This is a genomic window from Thiofractor thiocamini (assembly GCF_055384375.1).
Window position 1 is genome coordinate 2,028,275 of record NZ_AP042389.1, and the last position, 25,022, is coordinate 2,053,296.

Annotated in this window: 10 protein-coding genes; 9 read left to right on the forward strand and 1 reads right to left on the reverse strand. The window is 34.8% G+C overall.

Annotated features, from left to right (window positions below; translation table 11 throughout):
• The first annotated feature begins 14 nt into the window (after nucleotides 1-14).
• From ACZ47B_RS10325 to ACZ47B_RS10350, 6 genes are all read left to right on the forward strand, one after another.
• A complete protein-coding gene (locus ACZ47B_RS10325; protein ID WP_464894447.1) occupies nucleotides 15-692 on the forward strand; it encodes a response regulator in 678 nt (225 codons plus the stop codon).
• Between the two features lie 68 nt (nucleotides 693-760).
• Complete coding sequence (locus ACZ47B_RS10330) at nucleotides 761-2,575, forward strand: cache domain-containing protein (protein ID WP_464894448.1); 1,815 nt, start codon at nucleotides 761-763, stop codon at nucleotides 2,573-2,575.
• A gap of 90 nt (nucleotides 2,576-2,665) precedes the next feature.
• Complete coding sequence (locus tag ACZ47B_RS10335; protein ID WP_464894449.1) at nucleotides 2,666-4,213, forward strand: ShlB/FhaC/HecB family hemolysin secretion/activation protein; 1,548 nt, start codon at nucleotides 2,666-2,668, stop codon at nucleotides 4,211-4,213.
• Nucleotides 4,214-4,223: 10 nt separating this feature from the next.
• A complete protein-coding gene (locus tag ACZ47B_RS10340) occupies nucleotides 4,224-15,080 on the forward strand; it encodes a filamentous hemagglutinin N-terminal domain-containing protein (protein ID WP_464894450.1) in 10,857 nt (3,618 codons plus the stop codon).
• Nucleotides 15,081-15,314: 234 nt separating this feature from the next.
• A complete protein-coding gene (locus ACZ47B_RS10345; RefSeq protein WP_464894451.1) occupies nucleotides 15,315-20,276 on the forward strand; it encodes a two-partner secretion domain-containing protein in 4,962 nt (1,653 codons plus the stop codon).
• The gene (locus ACZ47B_RS10350) at nucleotides 20,266-21,930 is read left to right on the forward strand and encodes a ShlB/FhaC/HecB family hemolysin secretion/activation protein (RefSeq protein WP_464894452.1); all 1,665 of its coding nucleotides are present in this window, start codon (nucleotides 20,266-20,268) and stop codon (nucleotides 21,928-21,930) included. The genes ACZ47B_RS10345 and ACZ47B_RS10350 overlap by 11 nt, the downstream gene beginning before the upstream one ends.
• Nucleotides 21,931-22,157: 227 nt before the next feature.
• Here the strand turns inward: ACZ47B_RS10350 and ACZ47B_RS10355 are convergent, their stop codons facing one another.
• The gene (locus ACZ47B_RS10355; protein ID WP_464894453.1) at nucleotides 22,158-22,754 is read right to left on the reverse strand and encodes a peroxiredoxin; all 597 of its coding nucleotides are present in this window, start codon (nucleotides 22,752-22,754) and stop codon (nucleotides 22,158-22,160) included.
• A 148-nt stretch (nucleotides 22,755-22,902) separates the two neighbouring features.
• Between ACZ47B_RS10355 and metK the strand changes: the two genes are divergently transcribed.
• The 3 genes from metK to ndk all read left to right on the forward strand — a co-directional run bounded on the left by metK (nucleotide 22,903) and on the right by ndk (nucleotide 25,006).
• Nucleotides 22,903-24,060 carry a methionine adenosyltransferase gene (metK, locus tag ACZ47B_RS10360; RefSeq protein WP_464894454.1) on the forward strand — a complete coding sequence of 386 codons (1,158 nt, stop codon included), beginning with the start codon at nucleotides 22,903-22,905 and terminating at the stop codon, nucleotides 24,058-24,060.
• 55 nt (nucleotides 24,061-24,115) lie between these two features.
• On the forward strand, nucleotides 24,116-24,388 hold the full coding sequence (locus ACZ47B_RS10365) for a 4Fe-4S dicluster domain-containing protein (RefSeq protein WP_464894455.1): 273 nt from the start codon (nucleotides 24,116-24,118) through the stop codon (nucleotides 24,386-24,388).
• Between the two features lie 204 nt (nucleotides 24,389-24,592).
• Nucleotides 24,593-25,006: a nucleoside-diphosphate kinase gene (gene ndk, locus ACZ47B_RS10370; RefSeq protein WP_464894456.1), complete on the forward strand. Its 414-nt coding sequence runs from the start codon at nucleotides 24,593-24,595 to the stop codon at nucleotides 25,004-25,006.
• Nucleotides 25,007-25,022: the final 16 nt, after the last annotated feature.

The window sequence follows — 25,022 nt, forward strand, 5'->3', positions numbered from 1 at the left end:
TAAGTGTGTAATATATGTCAAAATATAATATTCTTATCGTTGAAGATGAATTAATACCGGCAAATTATATAAAACAAATTCTTGAGCAGGCTGGACACAGTGTTCTTGGTATAGCAGATAGTTCACAAGAAGCATTGAGTTATTTGAATGCAAAAAATTATCCTGAATTGATTTTGATGGATATTAGGATAAAAGGCGAACTTGACGGTATTGAAGTGGCAAAATATTTTCAAAAAAGTATCGATGTCGCTGTTTTGTATATTAGTGCTTTTAATGATGATTCTCTTTTACAAAGAGCACATACAACTCACCCTATCGGGTATTTAGTAAAGCCTATTCAAGAAAAAACACTCTTAAGCACTGTTGCTGTTGGAATGTCAAATTATAAAAGCAGACACTCTGATGATAATATTATGCTTACTAAAACAATAATGTTTAATCCTAAAAAACAACTCATAATAGATCAAAACAAGTCAAGCAAACTTACAAAAAATGAATCATTGATACTCGGTATGCTTATAAAATATAAAAATCAAATTATTCCGTATGATACTTTGGAAAATAGTGTTTGGACTGAAAAGCCACCGAGCGATACCTCACTTAGAACAACTATATGGAGATTAAAAAAGAAACTCCCTCAAAGTGTCAAAATAAATAACTTATATGGCTCCGGGTATATACTGGATTTTTAATGTTTTCTAAATTATTTATTAAGATACTAACTAGGGCTATAATCTTAATAATAATCTATATGCTTTTTATGTTTATATTTGTAATTCCAAATGTAGAAAAAAACAGTATGCGACTCGAAGAAAGAGAGGGAAGACTGCAATTAGACAAGATTGTACAAATTGTAAAAAATGCAAGTATGGATATGCAATTGTATAAAAAATCAGCTTTAAGGGCTCACAAACAAGAGATTGCAAGGTTAACTTCAATTATCTGGCAAATAATTGACCAAGAACAAAAAAAGTATCACAACCTAAGTCCAAAAAAGATTTTACAAAAACAGCAAGAAATATTGAGATGGATTTCCAAATTAAAATATGAAAATGATGGTTATTTTTTTGTAAGCAATTACAACAGTAAACTTATAGCCCATCCTTATCTACAAAATAAAAATTTTTTATATATTGAAGATATTTATGGCCATTTGATAGTTCCTCCTATGGTAAAGATAGCAAAAAAGAGAGGTTCCGGTTTTACTAGTTACTGGTGGAAAAAAGACTCTAAAGGTAAAAAAATCTATAAAAAACTTTCTTATGTAAAGGATTTTAAACCTTGGCATTGGGTGATTGGGACCGGTGTTTATATAAATGATATAAATAAAGAGATAAAACGAAGGAAACAGTTGCTTATAAAGAGACTAAAACATATACTAAATCATACGAAAATCGGCAAAAGTGGATATGTGTATATATTTAATAAAAACTCTAAAATAATAATCCATCCCGATAAAAGTTTAGAAGGTAAATACTTAAACAAGAGGCTAAGTCCCGGTACAAACACTTATATATTTAATGATTTGGTTAATGCATATAAATATGGAAACAAAAAACTTTATTATACCTGGGACAAACCAAGCGATAAAGGGGATTTTAAATATAAAAAAGTCTCATGGATAGGTTATAATCCATACTTTAAATGGTATATATGTTCATCAGGTTATCTAAAAGAGTTTCATTCAGTAAGCAAGGAGATAAAAATATATCTTTTGTATATGATTAGTTTTGGCGCATTATTTATAACCTTGTTGGGATTTTATCTATTAAGAAGGTTGTTATATCCTATCAATGAGCTTTCACAAGTCGTAACAAAGATAGAAAAAGGTAATCTAAAAGCACGGTACACTGGAGTTATCAATGATGATGAAACAGGAGTGTTAGCTACCGCATTTAATCAAATGTTAGATAAGATTGACAACCAAATGACTACACTGGATAAGAAAGTTCAAGATAAAACAAAAAAACTTTCTAATTCACTATACGAAAAAGAAAACCTTTTAAAAGAGCTCAATCATCGTATTAAAAACAATCTCTTTATAATCAGTGGGATTATAGGCTTGCACTCCTTTGGGCAAACAGATGCAAATACCAAAAAAATCATACAAAATATACAAAACAAGATACAAGCTATAGCATTGGCACATGAAATGTTAAGCGATGAAACAGATACACAGTTGGTAGATATGCAAAAATATATTCAAAAACTTAGCAATTCTTTGTTCTTGGCATTTTCAGATAATAATATCCAGTATAAATGTAACTGTCATATACAAAATATAAAACTCTCCATAGACCATGTATATCCAATCGGCATCATAATCAATGAGCTTATCACAAATGCGATAAAATATGCACTTACTGATAAAAATAAATCTTTTAAAATCTCCATGTATAAAGAATCGGATAACTTTATCATTTTAAAAGCAGAAGACAACGGTAAGGGTTTTGACAAATCAAAAACAAAAGGATTGGGCTTACAGATAGTTGAGATGTCCGTAAAACAACTACACGCAACCATAACATACAATCTAAAAAAGGGCACACATATAACAATTAAGATTCCAAATTAAATAAAATTTTATATTTTTTTGCTTTTGTGACAATTTTGAGATTATTTGGTGATACAATTTCATAAAGAGTTTATTACAAAGGCTTGTATTATGAAAATATTAAAAAGCATTTATCTGTCATTATCTTTTATGTTACTAATGAGTTACATTACATCCCTCCAAGCAAGCACAACCCCAAAAATACAAATAACCCAAATAACCATAGAGGGCACAATAAACAAACAGGACAAATCTTCTCTAAACAAACTCTTATCCCCATACAAAAACACTTCCTTGACACTAAAACAAATCCAGGAATTAAAAAATAAACTAAACAATTACTATAAACAAAAAGGTAAACTCTTCACCAAAGTTTTACTTCCTCCTCAAACACTTACAAATGGAGTATTAAAGTTTAGAGTCATAAGAGGAAAAGTTGGAAAGATAAGCATAAAAGGAAACAAATATTACTCAACAAACTTTATAAAAAGAAACTTTGATCTTAAAAGCGGAGAGTTTTTAAACTATAGTGCTTTAATGAAATCTCTTCTTCTTTTAAATAAATATGATGATTTACAAATAAAATCATATTTAAAAAAAGGATCAACATTTGGTGAAACAGATATAAACCTACAAGTAAAAGATAAAAAACCTTTTCATGGCAATTTAACGGTTGACAACTTAGGCTCAGACAGCACCTCAAAATACAGAACGACTTTGGGTCTTTACTATGGAAATCTTTTTAAAAGCGGAGATGAAGTCAATCTTGATACAACCATAGGATTAAACTCCATCAATACCAAACTATACAGGATAAATTATAAAACAACTCCTTTTGGCAAATATCACACAAGATTGGATTTTGGATATTTGTATGCCAACTATATAACTTCCGGAAGTTTTGCCGTGTTGGAGTTAAAAGGAGATACCAGTATATACTCTATAGGCATTGACCAGCCTCTTATATACACCCCAACCAATCAAGTAAGCTTTTCTTTAAATTATACAAACAAATATACAAAGAGTTATCTCTTAGGAGCATTATCTTCAAAAGATACACTAAATATAGCAACTCTCTCAACTTCCTGGCAGCACTTAAGAGTTTATGACTCTTTAAATCTTGCTTTTGCCATATCCAAAGGTTTTGCAGGAGACGGTTCTTTTGGAAGCAGATTAAATGAGAATACAGACTTTTCAAGATATAACATAAACCTTTCATACAACAGATACATAAATGAAAAAAACAATATTCTTTTTACTCTAAACTCCCAATACAGCTCAAGCAGACTTCCTCTTTCTGAAATGTTTACTTTAGGAGGACTTAATAGCGTAAGAGGATTTAACTCAGCTGTAAAACTTGGAGACTATGGATATAGCACATCCTTAGAGTGGCTTTATCATCCTTCAATAAATTACAAATGGTTAAAAAATGCTCTTCAGTTTGGTGTATTTGTAGATAACGGTGCAGCCTATGCAAACAATCCTGTTCCAGGGGAAGAAAAATCTCTCAATTTAACAGGAGCCGGAGTAGAGCTTATAGCAAATATAAAAAAGAAGTATTCAGCAAGGTTAGGAGTGGGATTTCCTGTAAATTCTTCAAATAAGACTATAGATAAAAGTGCAAAGTTTTATCTTCTTGTAAATGCAAAACTTTGGTAAAGGAGCTATCATGTTAAAAGCAATAAATAAATTTATAAATTTGAGTAACAAACAGCATATCGCACTTATCATAAGCATAGCTTTTTTTATGCTGCCCATTCAGATACAAGCCTTGCCTTCTGGTGCAAGAGTAGCTGCTGGTTTGGCCTCATTTAATAAAAACGGCAACCATTTAAATATCACTACCTCCAATAAAGCTATTATAAACTACAACAGTTTTAATATAGCCAAAAAAGAGGGAGTCAGATTTATCCAGCCTTCAAGTAGTTCGGTTGTATTAAACAGAGTCATAAAAGCAAACAATCCCTCTTCGATACTTGGAAGTTTAAATGCAAACGGAAGAGTATTTTTGGTAAATCCTGCAGGCATATACTTTGGAGCTAATTCCAAAGTAAACGCAAACAGCTTTTTAGCCACAACTCTAAATATAACAAATGATAACTTTTTAAAAGGCAATTATCAATTTAACAAGATGAAAAACTATGCAGATAGTTATATAGTACAAAAAGGCTCCATTTCTGTCTCACCTGAGGGGTTTGTCGTCTTAACTTCTCCTCTTTTAAGCTCACAAGGCTCCATCATGGCAAAAGCGGGTCATGTAATTCTTGGTGCAACAGATAATTTCTATGTAGAGTTTGACCCAAGCGGATTGGTAAGATATGATTATAAACAAAACAAGATAACAAATGACGACAAACCGGTAGCTTTACCAAAAGAGTATGCAAACAGTATCATAAACAGTGTAGTAAATACAGACACTATTAATAAAGTTATAAAGATAGTAAAACACGGTGATACTGTCTCACTTGAGGGAGCAAGAGGAAGTGCTTTTATCTCTTCGAAGTTAAACACAAATGCCGTAAATCAAAATCAAGCAGGAAAAATAGAAGTAAAAGCTCAAAATAATGCCTTTATCTTAAACGGAGCAAATTTTCAATCAAATGCAAAAGACAATGGAAACGGTGGATATATAAGTGTATTTTCCAAAAACTTGACTTACTCTGACAAGGGAGCTTCATATATAGCAAAAGGGGGCAGTATATCTGGTGATGGAGGATTTGTGGAAGTCAGTGCAAAAGATAAAGTTGTGTTTGACGGGAGTAAGGTAGATTTATTTGGAAATGGTAAAAAAGGTACTTTTTTAATAGATCCAAATATCTTAGATATTACAAGTGATGTAACACTCTCAAATACAAATTATACTGCTTTAGCTGATAGCTCTATCACTTTAAAAAATGGTGTGAGTATCACTACAAATGGAGGAGATATTGATTTTAGCGCACCTTCCATATTTCTTTTGGATAACTCAAGACTAGATGCAGGCAGTGGAGATATAACTCTTCAGGCGATATCAAATACAGCTGATGTAGGATCTGAAGCTTCTTCGCAAATATCCTTAACCGGAGCATATTTAAAAGGTAACGCTATAACAATCAGTGCCAAGGCAAATTCGCAAGATCATTTTGACAGTACAGACAGCAATAATCCTGTAGATCCAATAGAAAAAGCTTTAGACTTTCTTTCAGATATACCAACGGTTCCTGTTGGACTCAGTGTTGCAAGATCTAAAGCTACTGTAGATGTTGGAAGCGGAACAAAAATAGATGGAAATTCCATAGATATATCAACAAATGCGAACTCAGAAGGCTCTGTACTTACAATCTTTACTGCAGTTGGTGTTGGGTATGGTGAGTCACAAGCAATTGCGCAAACATCCATACAAAATGGAGCAACACTTCAAAGTAGTGGTGATATTAACATTAATAGCAGTGCAACCTCTGACAATAAAGTACAAGTATACACAACCGGTCTTGGACAAGGCAGAGGTTCAACAGCAAATTTGAGTTTAGCGTATGCAAAAACAGATACAACTTCAACTGCAATTATAGAAAATGGGGCGAGTGTCACTACAGATGCAACTCTTAATATAGATGCTACTACAAGTAAGTCTATTACAGCTTCAGCAACTGCCGGTTCCTATGATGATGGCACAGTTGGTGCGAGTGTAGCCATTATAAATTCTAATTCAGATACTGAGGCTAATCTTGGTGGAACAATCAGTGCCAATAAAATCTTTATAGATGCAGAGACAGATAATAATCTCATTAAAACAGCTTCTTCTTCTGCTGTTGGAAGTGGGGCTGTTAGCGGAAGAGTAGTTGGAGCAACAAATAATGTTATAGATAAGGTTGAAAGTTATCTTAGTGCAAATATTCCATCTACCAACTCTAAAAGTGGATCTTCAAAACCGGCTCTTTCTGCTGCTTTTAGTTATGCAAATGATGCAACAACAACAGTTGCCGATATTGCAGATAACGCGCTAGTAAATGTAGGAGACACAACAGATATATCTGCACAAAATATATATCCTATTGATGTAGCAAATGGTGCAAAAGGTGTAAAGACAAGTGCAACTGCAACTATTGACAGTAATGATAAGGATAAAAAAACATTTTCTGTTGCCGGTGCTGTATCTGTTACAAAGTTAGATAACAGTGCAAAAGCGTATATCGGGGAGGGTGTTACACTCAATAGTAAGGGTGATATTTCTCTGAATTCTGCAACATCTATGCCTTATGAAGTAACTTGGGGTGAAATAACTTCTGTATCAGATATTACAGATAAAGTAAATTCAAATATCGGGGTTCAGAATGGTTTTTTTACAACTTGGACACAGAGTAACTCCCAAGGAACCGTTGCAGGAGCAGCGGGTTCTGTTAATTATTTTCATATGAGCAATGATACAGAGTCTTATATTGATAAAAATGCAATAATTAATAAAGATCAAAACACATTTGGAAAATTAAGTTTGAGTGCTTTGACGGATTTGGAAACCATGAATCTTGCAGGTGTTTTTGGCTGGAAAGTTTTAGGCAGCAGTGGTAAAAGTGGGTTAGGTGGCTCTTATTTGGATATTGCGTATGATGACACAACAAAAGCTGAAGCAAGAGATGGTGTCTATGCAAAAACGAAAGCTATTTCTCTTAGTGCAAAAACCGACACAAAAAATATATCTATTGCAGAAGCTGGTACAAAATCGGAAAAATATGGTGCTGCCGGAAGTTTTTCTTATTTGAAAACAAACGATGTTACTCAGGCGAGTGTTAATAATGCAGAGATAATAGTAGATAGAACAAGCCCTGAAGTACAAAGCTTAAGTCTAGTATCAGAAGATAAAGCGAAACTTTTTAATGTCTCAGGTGGGATTATAAAATCTCAAAATGTTGGCATTGGTGCTTCTGTTTCTATTAATGATATTAAAAGAGATACAGAATCTAATATGCAAGGTACAACATTTAAAAATGATGGAAGTATGCTTATTAGCGCAAAAAACAAAGGAGAGATAGATGCGTACTCTTTAGCTGCATCAGTTACAACAGCTTTTGGAGTTGAATTTTCAAAAGACAGTATGGCCGGGCAATATGGTATAGGAGTATCAGGCGATGTCTCTTTGAACGGTATAGACGATACAACAACTGCTTCTCTTCTTAATTCAACTAATTTAGAGAATGAAAACAATGCCTATGATATCAGTTTAATATCAAAGAATACCACAAATATAAAATCATATGCCGGTTCTGTTAGTTTTGCAGCATCAAATAAACTTTCAGCCGGTTTAGCGGGTTCATATTCTCAAAATGATATAAATAACAAAACAACAGCATCAATCGACTCAAGTAAAATTTATGCAGACAAACTTACTCTTGATGCTACAACTACAGGAGATATAGAATCTTACACAGCAAGTGGCAGTGGTTCTGTAAGCGGCGGAAGTTCTGCAAGTATTGCAGGTTCAGTGTCAATTAACAATATTGCAAATGAAGTGTATGCAGAAATTATAAATGCTTCTGATGTCGCATCAACCTCTGATGTGAGTCTCAGTGCCACTGATACATCAACAATCAAAACTATTGCCGGATCAGCAGCTCTTGGCGGCAAAGCAGGCGTTGGCGCATCGTTTTCTAAAAATAATATAGATGATACAGTTCATGCAAATATTGCAGACTCTAAAGTAGCAAGTGGTGCTTCTCTTGGTGTTATAGCAACAGAGAATGCAGTTATTGATTCTTTGGCAGCATCACTGGCTGCAGCTACAGGTGGTATGGCAGCCTCTGCAGCAATAGTAATAAATAATATTACTAATAATGTAAAAGCATGGTTAGATAGTGATACCCAAGGAGTATCTGCAAGAAGCAGCATAAAGATACAAGCAAATGACAATGAAAATATAGAAACAAAAGCAGGTCAATTAACGGCATCAAATAATGCTGGGTTTGGTGCATCTGTACTTTATAATACAATTGCCAATACTATAGAAGCATATATTAACAACTCAGCTGTAAATGCAGATGGAAATATCTTAGTTCAGGCTTCAAGTGATAAAACAATAGATGCCAAAGCTGCAGGTGGAGCTGTTTCAGGTCAATTATCAGGTGCCGGTGGTGTTGTTATCAACTCTATAAAAGACAATACAAATAGCTATATTTCAAATAGTGATGTTCTATCTTTGAACTCTCTTTCTCTTCTTGCAAATGAAAAAAATAAAATTACAGCAATGGCTGGAATTCTATCAGTTGGAAGCACTCTTGGAATTGGTGGTGCAGTTCTTACTAACATCATCGAAAACCAGATAGCATCGTATATAGATACAAATAGCAATGTAAAAGCTAAAGGTGGAGCTTCAGTGGCAACACTACTTGCTGATGGAAGTGGTAATAGTGTAAATACAAACGGTATAGATGTCTTAGCATTCGCAGATGAAGCAATTGACTCTAAAGTTGCCAATGTCTCCGGTGGCGGGACGGCAGCAGTTGGAGCGAGTGTCTCTGTTAATATGATTAAAGATACTACAAACAGTTATATTAAAAATAGTCATATAAATGAAGATAACAGTGATGCAAACAGTTTACAATCTTTAAGAGTCCGTGCTATGAATAGCAATGAGGTTTCAGCTATGGCTGGAGGATTAGCGGCTGGAGGAACTGCAGGTATTGGTGCTTCGAGTGATATATCAATTATTAAAAACAGTACAAATGCGTATATTGATGGTGGATTCATTTATGCAAAAAATTTAGCACAAACAACAAGCCAAAGTTTTGATCGTGTAAATTCAACTGTTGTAAGTGGTGCTGGTGCAGGTACAGCAGCACTTGCAGGTTCTGTTGCTGTTGTAAATGTAGATAATGAAAATCATGCATATACTCTCAATTCAAGCATATATTCAGAGGGTGATTTAGATATATCTGCAGCAGATACTACACATTTAGGCACGCAAAAAGATGGAACTCAGAGTGGTATTTTGGCAGGTAGTCTCGCTGTTGGTGGTGCAGTTGGACTTGGTGGTTCTGTTGTAGTTACAAAAGTAAAACAAGATGTTACAGCGCATGCTGATGATTCAATACTTAATGCGAAACATACAACTTCTATTCTTGCAAATAATATTGCAGACTTTATTGTTTATGCTGCTACTGCTGATATTGGCGGGTATGCTGGAGCAGGTGGTGCTGTAACTATAAATACGGCAGATACAACTGCAAAAGCGTATACATCTGCCAGTGCAGCTGATAAAATGTTAATCAATCAGGATAATGACTATAAAACTTCGGCTCAAGATGTTACAGTTGAAACAGGTAACTACAATTCTATTAATAGTACCCCTGGAGCTGTGGGAGCTGGATTTGTGGGAGCAAGTGGTTCGATTGATGTTGATACTATACATAATACATCTTTAGCAGAAATTGGTGCAAATACAAAACTGAATGCAGGTAGAAATTTACTTGTACGATCAGTTTCAGATAAAAGAGTTTATAGTAATGTTGCGGCTGGTGCAGGCGGGGTAATAGGTGTTGCCGGAGCTGTCTCGGTTGCAAATATTAATACAAATATTGACAGTGATAGTTTAAGTGCATCGGACAATACAAAAGATACGACCAATACTTTAATTAACCGAAGCAGCGTAGGCGATCAAATGGGAGATTCAACAACAGCAACAAATACTAAAGTAGAATTGGACAGCGAGACAGAGACAAATATTAATGGAGAGTTTGATGATACAGCATCATCTCATGCAGAGACAACATATGCAAATATAGGAGATAACAGTATTGTTAATGTTGGCGCACAAGCAGCCGTAAAAACATCTGATACTTCATCAATAAATTCTTTAACAGGTGTTGTCGCTGGTGGTGTTGTAGGTGCAGGTGGATCAGTAAGTATAGCAAACATTGGTGCTGATACACGAGCCTTCATAGGGAAAAATACTCATATTCAAAGCGGTTCTGTACTTATTAATAGTAATTTAGAGACAAAAGATAATAGTGTAAAAAGTTATACCGCAGCAGTAGGCGCTGTCGGACTTGGAGCTGCCGTATCAGAATTAAATATAAATTATGAAAATGATGCCTATAGTGATGCTGGTGCCGATATTACTACAAATAATGGAGATGTAAATATAAATGCTTCAAGCGATCTCTCTTCAAATGCAGCAAGAGCATATGGTGCAGAAGCAGGTGCCGCAGCAGTTGGCTTAGTAAAATCTAATCTAATACAAAAAGGGAAAACGCAGGCTATAGCTTATGGCATTTCAAGTATAAATTCAGCAGGAAACATCCTCATCCAGGCAACACACACAGCTACTAGCTCAAGTTCTCTTTCTCAAGCTGCTGCAGGCGGTATAGTTAGTGGTTCGGGCTCTTTAAGCAAAGTTTCACTCACTCCAACCGTTTTGGCATTTTTAGGGGATGGGGTAACATCAACTAGTACAGGTGATACATCTATCTCTGCCCTAACTTCAGCCTCTATATCAAGTGAAGCCGATGGTGTAAATATAGGAGGTATCTCTGTTGGTGTATCTAAAGCAGAAGCATACTGGACACCTACGATAACAAGTCAAATAGGATCAAACACTGATATATCAGCAAATAATCTCATCATGAATGCATACGAAAATATGGACACTTCAGGCAACTCTGTTACAAGAAATATCATCAAAGCAGAAGCTCTTTCGGCAACAGGGACTCTAATAGGAGGTTCAGGCTCAATCTCACAAGCCTCAAGCGACGCAAATATAAAAGCAATTATATGGAATACAAACTCAATCAATGCAAAAAAAGATATATCCATAAATTCCAAAGCATACAGCAAAACAGATGCTTCAAGCAACGGATACGCTTATGGAGTTTTAGCGGGAGGTTTCACCGGCTCAACTTCAACTAACAAAGCCCAAGTCAGCACAGTAATCGGAACGTATAATACTTTAAATTCAAATGCAAATATACAAATTGGTGCATACTCAAGAAACGAAGCTGTAAGTAACTCTTATGGAGGAGCGGGAGGTCTTTTAAGTGATGGAGGAACCAAAGCCACTTCAAATATAGAAAAAAATAATGCTTATATAGATATACAGGGAAATTCACAACTCTTGGCAAAAAATGGAGATATATCCGTATTGGCTCAAGGGTATGTATATGCAAAATCAACTTCAAATATAGTGACAGCAGGAGGCATAACGATAAATGAAAGTGAAGCAAATACAAATATCAACCAAGATATCAAAGTAGATATAGAAAAAAATACTAAACTCGAAGCAAATAATATCAATATAGCCTCTTATGTTAAATATCTAAATGCAACATCAAAAGGAACATCCAAAACTACTGCTGCTGACTCAACTTCTGAAGCATACTCCAACACAGATGTGTCATCAATAACAAATATAAATATAGACACCGGCTCATCGCTAAAAGGATATGCAACAATAAAGATAAAAAGTTCACAAAATCCAGATGCTCTATTCACAAATTCACAAGCATACGGCGAGATAAAAGCAGGAGTAACAGGAACTGTTAAAGCAACTGCACACAACAATCCAACAATAGACTCATATATCAATGCAAATCAGGGCAGTACATTTACAACCAAAAATCTAAATATTGAAACTTTTGCACCCGGTCAAAATGATAATACTTACAAGATAGATGCTGTTGCAAAAGCAAATACTGTTGTAAACTGGGTTCTTACAACAGTTGATGAAAAAGTTAAAGAAGTTTCTCACTGGCCTATTATTGGCTGGATTGTTAAATGGGTTTGGAAAAAAGTTAAAAAATGGGTTAAAACAATTACTCACAGCGATGCAAGCAGTAAAACAACTGGAGATTACAGTTCTGATTCTGTTTTAACAATGAATGGAGATATTCATCAAAAAACATCGCCCGCACAGACGCTGAATGTTGCAGCTGATGGTACTATAAGTACGAACGGCGGTGATATTTCTGCTAGTGTAAGTGGTGACGATATAGTCGTGGACGACTTGATCAACCATGATGTTGGAGCAATAACGCTACAGTCCAATGGTGGTATAGCAGGTCACAGCAACATCTATTTAGATAATAAATATCCTAGCATAAATATCAATAATAATTCAAATAAGAACCTACAGATTAATAATATAAATACAGTAAGTGATAATGCTAATAAACCAAATATAGAGACGCTCTATGGTACTACCAATACTTACAGTTCAGATTTTTATGCAGAATCTCCGACACATTTATTGGATATTACTAACAATGGAAGTGGCAATGTTGTATTTAATGGTGTTATCAATAATTATGGAGGAGATGCAACACTTTTTAATCAATACGGTAATATTTTTGCAAATAGCGGAGCATTGATAAAAACAAAAACTATAGATATAAATGCTTATCGAGGTACTATCGGAAGTGATACAGCAGCAGTTGAAGTGGAACTTCAAAAAAGCGATACCACAAATCCGTCTTTAACTTCAAACAGCTTTTATGATACTTATCTTGGATTAAAATTAGGAGAATTTAGCGATACATTAGAACCAACATCATATCTTATTGATGGAGTAAATTTAGATACTATAAAGGCAGATGGTAAAGTAAATCTTGCTCTGCGTACAGCCAATGTATATAATAAAGATGCCGATACAGGAGATGTGACCGTAACTGCAGCTCTTTCAAAATATTATATCAATACTATAGATGCAACAGGTGATGTCAATATAAATGGAGATGATGGTGTTTCTCTTGTGCTAAATGGAACACTAAAAAGTGGGCAAGCAGATACAAATATTCAATTTGATCCTGTTATTAACCCGGACAGTGCACAAATGAGGTATATAGACTCTACAAGTGGTGATAGTATATATATGAATCCTCTTACACAAGCAGGAGGTCATATTACTGTTGGATTGACAGATGGAACTCTTACGGGAACCGGTACTATGAATATTTTAGATGGCTATACACATATAAACATTAAAAATCTTAATACTAAAAATATAAATCTTCAGAATATTGATACCAACAATCGTATAGATGGAGGGTTCTATATTAATGGTGTGAAACAGCCTTTTGGTAATTTTAATGATATTACGCTTAACACTATAGGGTATGATAGCGGCTTTATCGGCGTTCAAAGTAACTCGGGTGGTCAAATACAATTAGGTGGGGATATATTAAACCAGAGCGGCAGTGTGAATATGACTGGAAATAATGGCATTTATAATATGGCACAAAATTTAATAAATTCAAAAGATATGATGCTTGACAGCTCTGCCGGCGGCGATGTGGGAACAGCATCTAATCCTATCTATGTATCTGGAGTGGTAAGTGCAAAATCAGCTTCGAAAGTATATTTGTATGGACCAACTAAATTAACCCTTGATAGTATAAATGCTAAAAATGCATATTTATCCAGTAATGGCGCAATAAAAGGAGTAGATACAACTAAACCAAATATTACAGCAAACAGTGTAGCTTTAGATGCACAAGGAGATATCAATTCAATAGCAAATAACTTTTTAACACTCTCAGCTGATACAATAGCTGCAAATAGTGTAAATGGTGAGATTAAACTTAATAATAATAAAGACTCCGTGATAGGCAGTGTTGGCACTACAACAGGTTTACATGCCGCTAACAATATAGCTTTTACAAGTGCGGGAACACTACATCAGGTAAAAGGAGCGAATATTCATTCAGATAGTAGTGATGTTACACTTACATCTGTAGGAGATATGAGCATAGACCATGTCAAAGCTCCAAACAAAGTAACTCTAACTTCACAAAACGGAGCTATAACTCAAGACGGTGACAGTGCAGATGATATAGTAAGCCATGAATTGCTCATTCAAGCTAAAAACGGTATAGGTGACAATGGAATAAGTGAAAAGTATCTTGATACAAGAGTAAATGTCATAGATGCCAAAAATAATAGTGCAAACGATATAGCCATAAAAAACTCTCAGTCATTAAGTGCAAATGATATTAACTTTGATGGATATGCTCTTTATAACGCAGGAGGAGATATAAAACTCATAGTTAACGGTGCTTTTACACAACAAAGTAAAACTACCATAGAAACCCCAAATGATTTATCAATAGATGCTAAAAACAATATCTTTGTTTCTTACCTAAAAGCAAACAATATATTTTTAAATTCAAGAGAGGGAAGTATCTTAGGTGACAGTGCAGTACATACTAATATAAAAGCAGACAATAATCTAATCATGTATGCGCTAAATGGTAAAGTAGGAACCCCAGCCAATCCTCTTCATATCATAAAACCAAAAGGAGGAACGATAATTAAAGCTAAAAAAGCTAAAAATCTAATATCAGTATATGTATTTAGCGATGCCTTGCCTACTAATTTTAATGTTGACCAAGACCTTGCTATTTTTAATAACAGACCAATTAGCGGTAGTTTGATAGATATTTACAATAGTATTTTATCTGACATATTTCATAATCCAATCCACAGCAATACAGGCTCCTTTATAGGATTTAATAATTTAAGCAGCAGTTTGCAAAATAAGAATGCAAATATAGTTTTTGAACAATAAAATATCTTTTATGGCATAGTTCTTACTATGCTATAAAAGTGTGTCATTATAAAGTCACTAGAATAGGGCTTTATAGAGATTTTTCAATTTGTCAAGATAGATGTTCAGGTTTAGGTGAAATTTGGTATAAAACTTAAGTTATTGATATAATTTTATTTTTAAAGAAATATAATAATGACAGAGAAAATGTAGATAGTTAAGTATATGAAGATTAGAATAGATGAGGAGAAAATTATGAAAGCAATTGGATTTCATCAAAAGTTTGATTATCGGTCTGTTTTCAAGATAGCATCAAAAGGTAGAGTTGTTTTATCGGTTTCGGCAATGTTAGGTTCTGCTGTTATAGCGGTGGCATCTCCGATAGGAGGACAAGTTGTTCATGGAAGTGCTCATATTAGTCAGTCTGCACAAACAACTTTAATCAATCAGAGTTCCGGCAAGGCTGTTATTAATTGGAATAGTTTCTCAATTAAACCATCCGAAACAGTCCGATTTCAACAGCCAAATATAAGTTCTATAACCCTTAACAGAGTGATTGGAAATGAAAAAAGTATCATAGATGGAACGCTTCGGACAAACGGGCAGGTATTTTTAATTAATGCTCATGGTGTCTTGATTTCTAAAAATGCGCAGATTAATACTGCATGTTTTTTAGCAACGACAATGAATATCAAAGATAAAGATTTTCTAAAGTCTAATTATAAATTCAGCAGTACCGGTGTTGATGGCACTATTGTAAATATGGGAACCATTACTGCATCAAATAGCGGCTATATTGTGCTTGCAGGTAAAACTGTTTCCAATGAGGGGCTTATAGTAGCGAACAAAGGTGTTGTTCACCTTGCAAGTGGAGATAAAATCACACTTAATCTCAACGGAAACTCACTGCTTAATATAGCAATAGATAAATCAACCTTTGATGCAATGGTAGAAAATAAAGGAATCATAAAAGCAGATGGCGGAGCAATATACCTCACTGCCAATGCTGCACACTCTCTGCTAAAATCAACTGTCAATACAGCAGGCATAGTTGAAGCGCAAACCTTAGATGACCTTACGGGCAGTGTTACCATAAAAGCAAATGGAGGTACAGCAAATATTGCAGGAACTATCGATGCAAGTGCCCCGATTTCTGGTAACGGTGGTTTTGTGGAAACAAGTGGTAAAAATGTACATGTAGCAGACGGTACTAAGATTACTACAAAATCTAGTCGAGGAACTAGCGGTGAATGGCTGATAGATCCAATAAATTTTACCATACTAAATGATAACTCTGCACAAACTACAAGTTCTATCGGTGCGGTAACGCTTTCAAATAATTTGGGAAGTAGCAGTGTTACCATTCAGACGGTTAATGATAGTGGAAGTGATTATGGAAATATCTTGGTAAATGGTGATGTTACATGGAGCACAACAAACAATTTAACATTAAAAGCATATAGTGATATTAAGATTAATAAAAATATTACTGCATCAGCCGGAACACTCACGCTTAAAGCAGGATACAATACAGACCATTACGGTGGTCAAATATTACAGGATAGTAGTGCTAGTACTATGAAAGTTGTCGGCACAACAACCCTAAGCGCAACAGCAGGCACAGGTGATATTACCTTAGATAATACAGCAAACAGTTTGCAGAATGTAACTGTACAATCAGGATATAACGTAGTTTTAAAAAGTGCATATAATGGTGATGCCAATATAGTTTTACCAACAAACTCACATAAAGGTATCCAGAATGTAACAATTGATTATCCAAATGCAACAGATGTGAAAATTGGTAATGAATCTACTTATGGACAGTATTTAGCGGGAAATCTAGTTATTAATTCCGGTGGAACAATTACAGAAAATGGTTACATAAACATGACAGGAACCAGTGCAACAAGCACATTGACTGCCGGTGGGGATATAACTTTAAGTCGTGCTTATTATGGTGGTCATACAAACATAGGAGCAGTAACAGCAACAACAGCCAGTACAGCAAATGTTAATATCTTTAATGATTCAACAAATGCAGACTTAACACTTACAAGTCCAATTAAAGACTTAACCTTAACACAAAGAAATGCAAGTTATACACTCGCAGACAATAAAGTAACAGGTTCACTTCTTATAGATGTGAGTGGTGGTACTATTACAAATAACACTATTACTATTGGAGCTGAGAGTTTAAGTGGAAGTATGCATCTTTATGCTGAAAACGGTATCACCCCTACTGATTCTACAAAAGTTTGGAGTGTAGGAACAGATACTATACTTAACAATTCAACTGGATTAGCACTCCATAACCAAATAAATTCAATCGGCACAACAACCCTAAGCGCAACAGCAGGCACAGGTGATATTACCTTAGATAATACAGCAAACAGTTTGCAGAATGTAACTGTACAATCAGGATATAACGTAGTTTTAAAAAGTGCATATAATGGTGATGCCAATATAGTTTTACCAACAAACTCACATAAAGGTATCCAGAATGTAACAATTGATTATCCAAATGCAACAGATGTGAAAATTGGTAATGAATCTACTTATGGACAGTATTTAGCGGGAAATCTAGTTATTAATTCCGGTGGAACAATTACAGAAAATGGTTACATAAACATGACAGGAACCAGTGCAACAAGCACATTGACTGCCGGTGGGGATATAACTTTAAGTCGTGCTTATTATGGTGGTCATACAAACATAGGAGCAGTAACAGCAACAACAGCCAGTACAGCAAATGTTAATATCTTTAATGATTCAACAAATGCAGACTTAACACTTACAAGTCCAATTAAAGACTTAACCTTAACACAAAGAAATGCAAGTTATACACTCGCAGACAATAAAGTAACAGGTTCACTCTCCATAGATGTTACAGGTGGAACAGATACAACTAATACTATTACTGTTGGAGCTGAAACTCTAAGTGGTAATATCAATTTAAAATCTGAAAACGGTATTACAGGCAACAGTGCTATAACAACAACAGGCACAACAACCCTAAGCGCAACAGCAGGCACAGGTGATATTACCTTAGATAATACAGCAAACAGTTTGCAGAATGTAACTGTACAATCAGGATATAACGTAGTTTTAAAAAGTGCATATAATGGTGATGCCAATATAGTTTTACCAACAAACTCACATAAAGGTATCCAGAATGTAACAATTGATTATCCAAATGCAACAGATGTGAAAATTGGTAATGAATCTACTTATGGACAGTATTTAGCGGGAAATCTAGTTATTAATTCCGGTGGAACAATTACAGAAAATGGTTACATAAACATGACAGGAACCAGTGCAACAAGCACATTGACTGCCGGTGGGGATATAACTTTAAGTCGTGCTTATTATGGTGGTCATACAAACATAGGAGCAGTAACAGCAACAACAGCCAGTACAGCAAATGTTAATATCTTTAATGATTCAACAAATGCAGACTTAACACTTACAAGTCCAATTAAAGACTTAACCTTAACACAAAGAAATGCAAGTTATACACTCGCAGACAATAAAGTAACAGGTTCACTTCTTATAGATGTGAGTGGTGGTACTATTACAAATAACACTATTACTATTGGAGCTGAGAGTTTAAGTGGTTCTCTTACTTTGCATTCTGAAGGAGATATTAGCCAGACAGGTAGTTGGACAACAGGAGGTGCTATTGTACTCAATGCTACCTCAGGTGCAATCAATCTTGGCAATGATATAACAGCAAATGTCGGCATTACATTTTCTCCAAATGTTCTTTTAGCCGGTGATGTTACTATAGATACTACAGGTTCAAATAGTGCAGATGTTGCCTTTAATTCACAAGTTAATGGTGCGCATGCCCTTTCTGTATTCACACAAAACAGTAGGTCTGTAACTTTTAATGGAGCAGTTGGTAGTGCAACACCTTTAGCCTCTATACATGTTGGAGCAAATAGTATCACTGCACAGGCAGTCACAACAACCGGAGAACAAACTTGGGAAGGAAATACGCTAACATTAAATGGAGGTTTGACAGGTTCGGGAACTATGACATTGGAACCATATACTCCAAGCACAACGATAGGTATCGGATCAGGAACAGGCTCATGGAAATTTGACAATACTATTGATAGCAAGATACAGCCAGGGTTTTCCAAGTTGATTTTAGGTCGTACAGATGGAACAGGTAATGTTGATATTGGTGCTTATACCTTTAATTTGCCGACATCCATACTAAGTGTTGCAGGTGGAGATATAACTTTAAATGGTGATATAACAGCGAATGGAAGTGGTGATGCTCTTGTTATAGCAGGGAAAAACTTTATAAATTCATCAAATCATACTTTAAATACACCAAACGGAAGATGGCTTGTTTACTCAAGTAATCCAACTGACACAGTAGAAGGAATAAGCACTTACAATAAAAGATACAATACTTCCTATCAATCTACCAGTGGAGTAGGTTCAGGAAACTATATGCTGTATAGTATAAATCCTACGCTTACTGTAGTAGGAGATGATAAATCGCGTATCTATGGTGAACAAAACCCTACTTTGACTTATAGTACCAGTACTACAGGTCTAATAGATGGAGATACCCTTGCAAATGCACTTAGCGGGGATGTAACAACAGCCGCAACTTCTACTTCTGATGTAGGCAGCTATGCCATAACACAAGGAACCCTTGCTAGTCAATTAGGGTATACAATCTCATATACAGACAGTGCCTTAACAATAAATCCAAAACAGTTAAGCGCATCAATAATAGGTAATCCTACAAAAACATATGATGGAACAACAGCCGCAACACTTACTCCAAGCAACTATTCACTCAGTGGATTTATAGGATCACAAGGTGCAACAGTAACACAAACATTAGGAACTTACAATAGCCCGGATGTAGCAACAGCTTCAAGCGTAAGTGCAACATTAGCTTCAATTGATTTTAGTGCAAACTCAGGCACCAAATTAAGTAATTATATAGAGCCTACAGTAGCTTCAGGAGCAGGAACAATTATTCCGGTGCCAACATCAGCACCAACATATCAAATTGAGTTACAACAACAAGTGGAAGATGCTATTGCAAGTCATGCAAATGGGAATGCAGTACAGATTGTTTTGCTAAAAAGAAATTATTTAATGCCAAAAAGAAATACTTTAGTACCTATATCAATAATTAGGAAAGATGAAAATATCTTAACTTGGAGAAATAACAATGAAAAATAATCTAATATCAAAAAGATTTGTAAACTATTTATGTTGTAGTATGATTTTTCTCACTTTAAATGTTTTTGCTCAAGTACCAACAAATAGTAATACTTTTGAAGGGATACAAAAGGGCATTAATACACATGGTGCGTCTATCGATTATCTACAAGGTAAAAAGTACAAAACAACAAGAGTAAAAGGATCCAAAAAAATATTTATCAAAGATTTTGTACTTATTGATAATAGCAAACTTAATAAAAAAGAAATAGACGCAATATTAGCCCCCTATAGGAATCAAAATCTGAATTTTCAAGAAATAGTTTCTATAACAGAGAAAATCACAAAAGCTTACCATGATAAGGGCTATGTGCTTGCTAAAGCATATTTGGAAAAAGGGGCATATAAAAATAAAATTCTCTCTATAAAAATTATGGAAGGTAAATTAGAGACTGTTACTTTAAAAAATACATCTTTAGTGAATAGTAGTAATATTTTGTCATTTTTAGATAACCTTAAAGGTAGAGTCATAAAACTCGATGATTTAGAAAGAAAATTATTACTCATTAATGATGAGGCTGGCTTGAACATTAAGAGTGTCAGTATCGTAGCAGGAAAAGAAAATGATACAAGTGATTTATTGTTAAATACAGTAGCGACCAACAGAGTTAATGGCTATATGCTGTCTGATAACTATGGTTCTAAAAATAGTGGAGAATATCGTTTTAGTATTGGCGGTAGTGTAAACTCTATCTTTGGGGATGGAGATAAACTGTCTTTATCAGGATTGGTAACTAATGGTAGTAAGCTGAAGAATGGATATATTTCTTATTCATCCTATATTGGCTCTAGTGGACTTAGGGCAACAGGATCTTATTATGAGACACAATATAGTTTAGGTGGTATATATTCTGCGTTAGATGCCTTTGGTGATTCTAAATTTATGGAATTGTCATTTAAATATCCTCTGATAAAGCATGGATTAGAAACATTAGAGTTTTCAATAACACCACAGTATCAAAAAATTAGTAATACAATGCTTGGACAAACTGTTGATAAACGATCAAAGAATCTACTGATGGATATGAATTATTTTAAAAATTTTTTTCTGTATGATATTGAATCTAGTTTAACTACTAATATACTTTATACAACTGGAAAAATTAGCTTTTTAGATAAATCTTTAGTTACTCCGATTGAGGGTAATTTTAATAAATTGGATATAGACTTATCTCTTAGTAATCAAATATATGATAATGTTATTTTAACAAATTCATTAAAAACTCAAATTGCATTGGGTAATAAGATATTGGACCCATCCCAACAAATAACTATCGGTGGAGCATATGGAGTTAGGGCATATTACAATACACAGGAGAGTGGGGATAGCGGATATATATATACAATTGATCTTGGCTACAATATTGTTCAACATAATTATAAACACCAACTTGATGTGTTTTATGATATAGGTAGAGCCTATAGTGCAAATAGTGAGCTTTCAAAAATTTATTCCAAAACTCTTCAAGATATAGGAGTCGGTTATTCTATTTATTATAAACAACTGTTTGTAAAATTACAATTAGCTACAAAAGTTGATAGTAAAAAATCATATGTGTTTTCCAATATTGGCAATTCAACTATGTTGTTAGGACAAATTGGTTGGAGTTGGTAGGCCATAGAAAATTTTGATCTTGCATGTTAGAATTTTTAGTGACAAAGATATGTATCATATAAAAGTTACAAGTTCTAAACATACGGCAATGCTAAAAAAGTAGAAAAAAATTTGAAGATATTGCTGGAGCAGTTAACAGGAAGTAGTGAGTCGTGAGTCGTTTCCAAGCCTGTGGCTTGAAAACTTCGAAATATCGTCTCGCGACCCACGAAACATCGATTTACGATTTAAAGTTCTTCGGCGTGTTTTTCGAGATATTCGGCAACTCCGTCAGTTGAAGGTTTCATTCCCTCTTCACCTTTGTGCCATCCTGCAGGGCAAACTTCACCATACTCATTTGTAAAGAGCATAGCATCAACCATTCTTAGCATTTCATCAATGTTTCTTCCAAGTGGCAAGTCATTGATAACAGCGTGTCTTACAGTTCCATCTGTATCTATAAGAAAAGAGCCTCTTAAAGCTACACTTTCATTGAAAAGTACATCAAAGTCTCTTGCAATTTGCTTGTTAAGATCAGCGACAAGCGGATATCTAACTTGACCTATACCACCTTCGTCAACCGGAGTATTTTTCCATGCAAAGTGTGAGAATTGTGAGTCAACTGAAACACCTATGACATTGATGCCCCTGCTTGTGAATTCATCAAGTCTGTGATCAAATGCTATGATCTCAGACGGACATACAAAAGTAAAATCCAGTGGATAAAAGAATACTACAGTACCTTTTTCTCCAAAGTTTTCATATAGATTGAAGTCATCAACTATCTCATTATTTCCTAAAACCGCTGTTGCGGTAAAATTTGGTGCCTTGTTTGTAACGATCATTTTTTCTCCTAAATAATAAATTTTATCAACAATTAAATTGTATCATAATAAGATTAAATAAATTTTTAAATAATATTTTAGATGTGACAAAGAAGTAAATTTAAATAATTTTTGATATAATGTCACAAAAACAGTCTGAAGGAAATTTATGGCAAAAAATTTTTTGTTTACAAGTGAATCCGTAACCGAAGGTCACCCTGACAAGATGGCAGATCAGATAAGTGATGCCGTGCTTGATTACATAATCGCAAGGGATACGAAAGCCAGGGTTGCGTGCGAGACACTTTTGTCAAATGGTTACTGCATTATAGCAGGTGAGATAAAAACAACCGCTTATGCTCCTATGCAGGAAATTGCAAGAGAAGTTATAAGAAATATCGGCTATACCGATGCAAATTTCGGATTTGATTACAGAAGTGCCGGTGTGCTAAACGGTGTAGGTGAGCAGAGCCCTGATATAAATCAGGGAGTCGATCAAGAAGGTGGCGAGATAGGTGCCGGAGATCAAGGCTTGATGTTTGGATATGCCTGCAAAGAAACAGATACGTTGATGCCGCTTCCCATATACCTTGCTCACAAGCTGACCTTGGGATTGGCACAAAAAAGAAAAAGCGGTGTTTTACCGTTTTTAAGACCGGATGGAAAAGCACAGGTCAGTGTAAGATATGAAAATGGTAAGCCAAAAGCCATAGATACCATAGTCATATCCACCCAGCATTCGCCTGATGTCCCATACTCCAAACTAAAAGATGCGGTCATAGAAGAGATAGTCCTTCCAATCCTGCCAAAAGATATAGAGTGTGATGATATAAAATACCACATCAATCCTACAGGAAGATTTGTCATAGGCGGTCCTCAAGGAGATGCGGGACTGACAGGCAGAAAGATCATAGTCGATACTTACGGCGGGTACTGTCCTCACGGTGGAGGAGCTTTCAGTGGGAAAGATCCTACAAAAGTGGATAGAAGCGCAGCTTATATGGCAAGATATATAGCAAAAAATTTGGTAGCAAGCGGAGTTTGTGAAAAAGCCACTATACAGCTTGCTTATGCTATAGGAGTTGTCGAGCCGGTATCGATCATGGTAAATAGTGAAGGAACTTCAAAAGTTGCTGATGAAAAGCTTGAAAAGTGTATCAGAGAAATTTTCAGTCTGACACCCAAAGGTATTATAGAAGAGCTCGACTTGCTTAGACCGATTTATTCAAAAACTGCAAGCTATGGACATTTTGGAAGAGAGCTCCCTGAGTTTACATGGGAGAAAACTGATAAAGTAGATAATATTAAAGAGTACCTAGGAATTTAATAACTGTTTTATTTTAAATTTGATATAGTTTTTTAAAATTTTTAAAGGAGAAGAGATGGCAGTAAAGATTACAGATATATGTATAAGCTGTGGTGCTTGTATAGATGAGTGTCCTGTTGAAGCTATAGTTGATGATGAGGATAATCCAACAGGAGAAGAGATATATTATGTATATGCTGATAAATGCGTAGAGTGTGTCGGTCACAATGATGCTCCTGCTTGTGCTGAAGCTTGCCCGACCGAGGGATGTATAGTTTGGGATGAGTGCAAAGAAGGACAAACTTGCAGAGAAGACAGAGGTGAAGTAGGAACACCTGTAGCCGAATAATTTATTACCGAATAAGCAGAAAAATCTAAAGGGTATTTAAAGATGTCCTTTAGATATTTTTCTGCTTTTGCTTCTATACTAACATCAGATTTAATCTTATTTATAGCTAATATTTGATATTATCCCATTTTTAAAAAATTTATGATATAATAATCGGCTTTATTTTAAAGAAGCATTTATTATATTAATTATGGAGAAATATATATGGAACAAACACTCTCAATCATAAAACCTGATGCCGTTAAAAAAGGTGTAATAGGGAAAATCGTAGATAGGTTTGAAAGCAATGGGCTAAGAATTGCCGCTATGAAAAAATTGGAACTTAGTAAAAAAGATGCACAAGCTTTCTATGCAGTACACAGCGAGAGACCTTTTTTTGGTGAATTGGTTGAATTCATGACAAGCGGTCCTGTTGTTGTGATGGTACTAGAAGGTGAAGATGCAGTTGCTAAAAATAGAAAATTAATGGGTGCTACAAACCCAAAAGAGGCTGAAAAGGGAACTATAAGAGCTGATTTTGCCGATAGTATAGATGCAAATGCCGTTCATGGAAGTGACAGCCTTGAGAATGCAAAAATCGAGATAAACTTTTTCTTTGCAAAAAGAGAAATAAGCTAATATATAAAAATTTTAA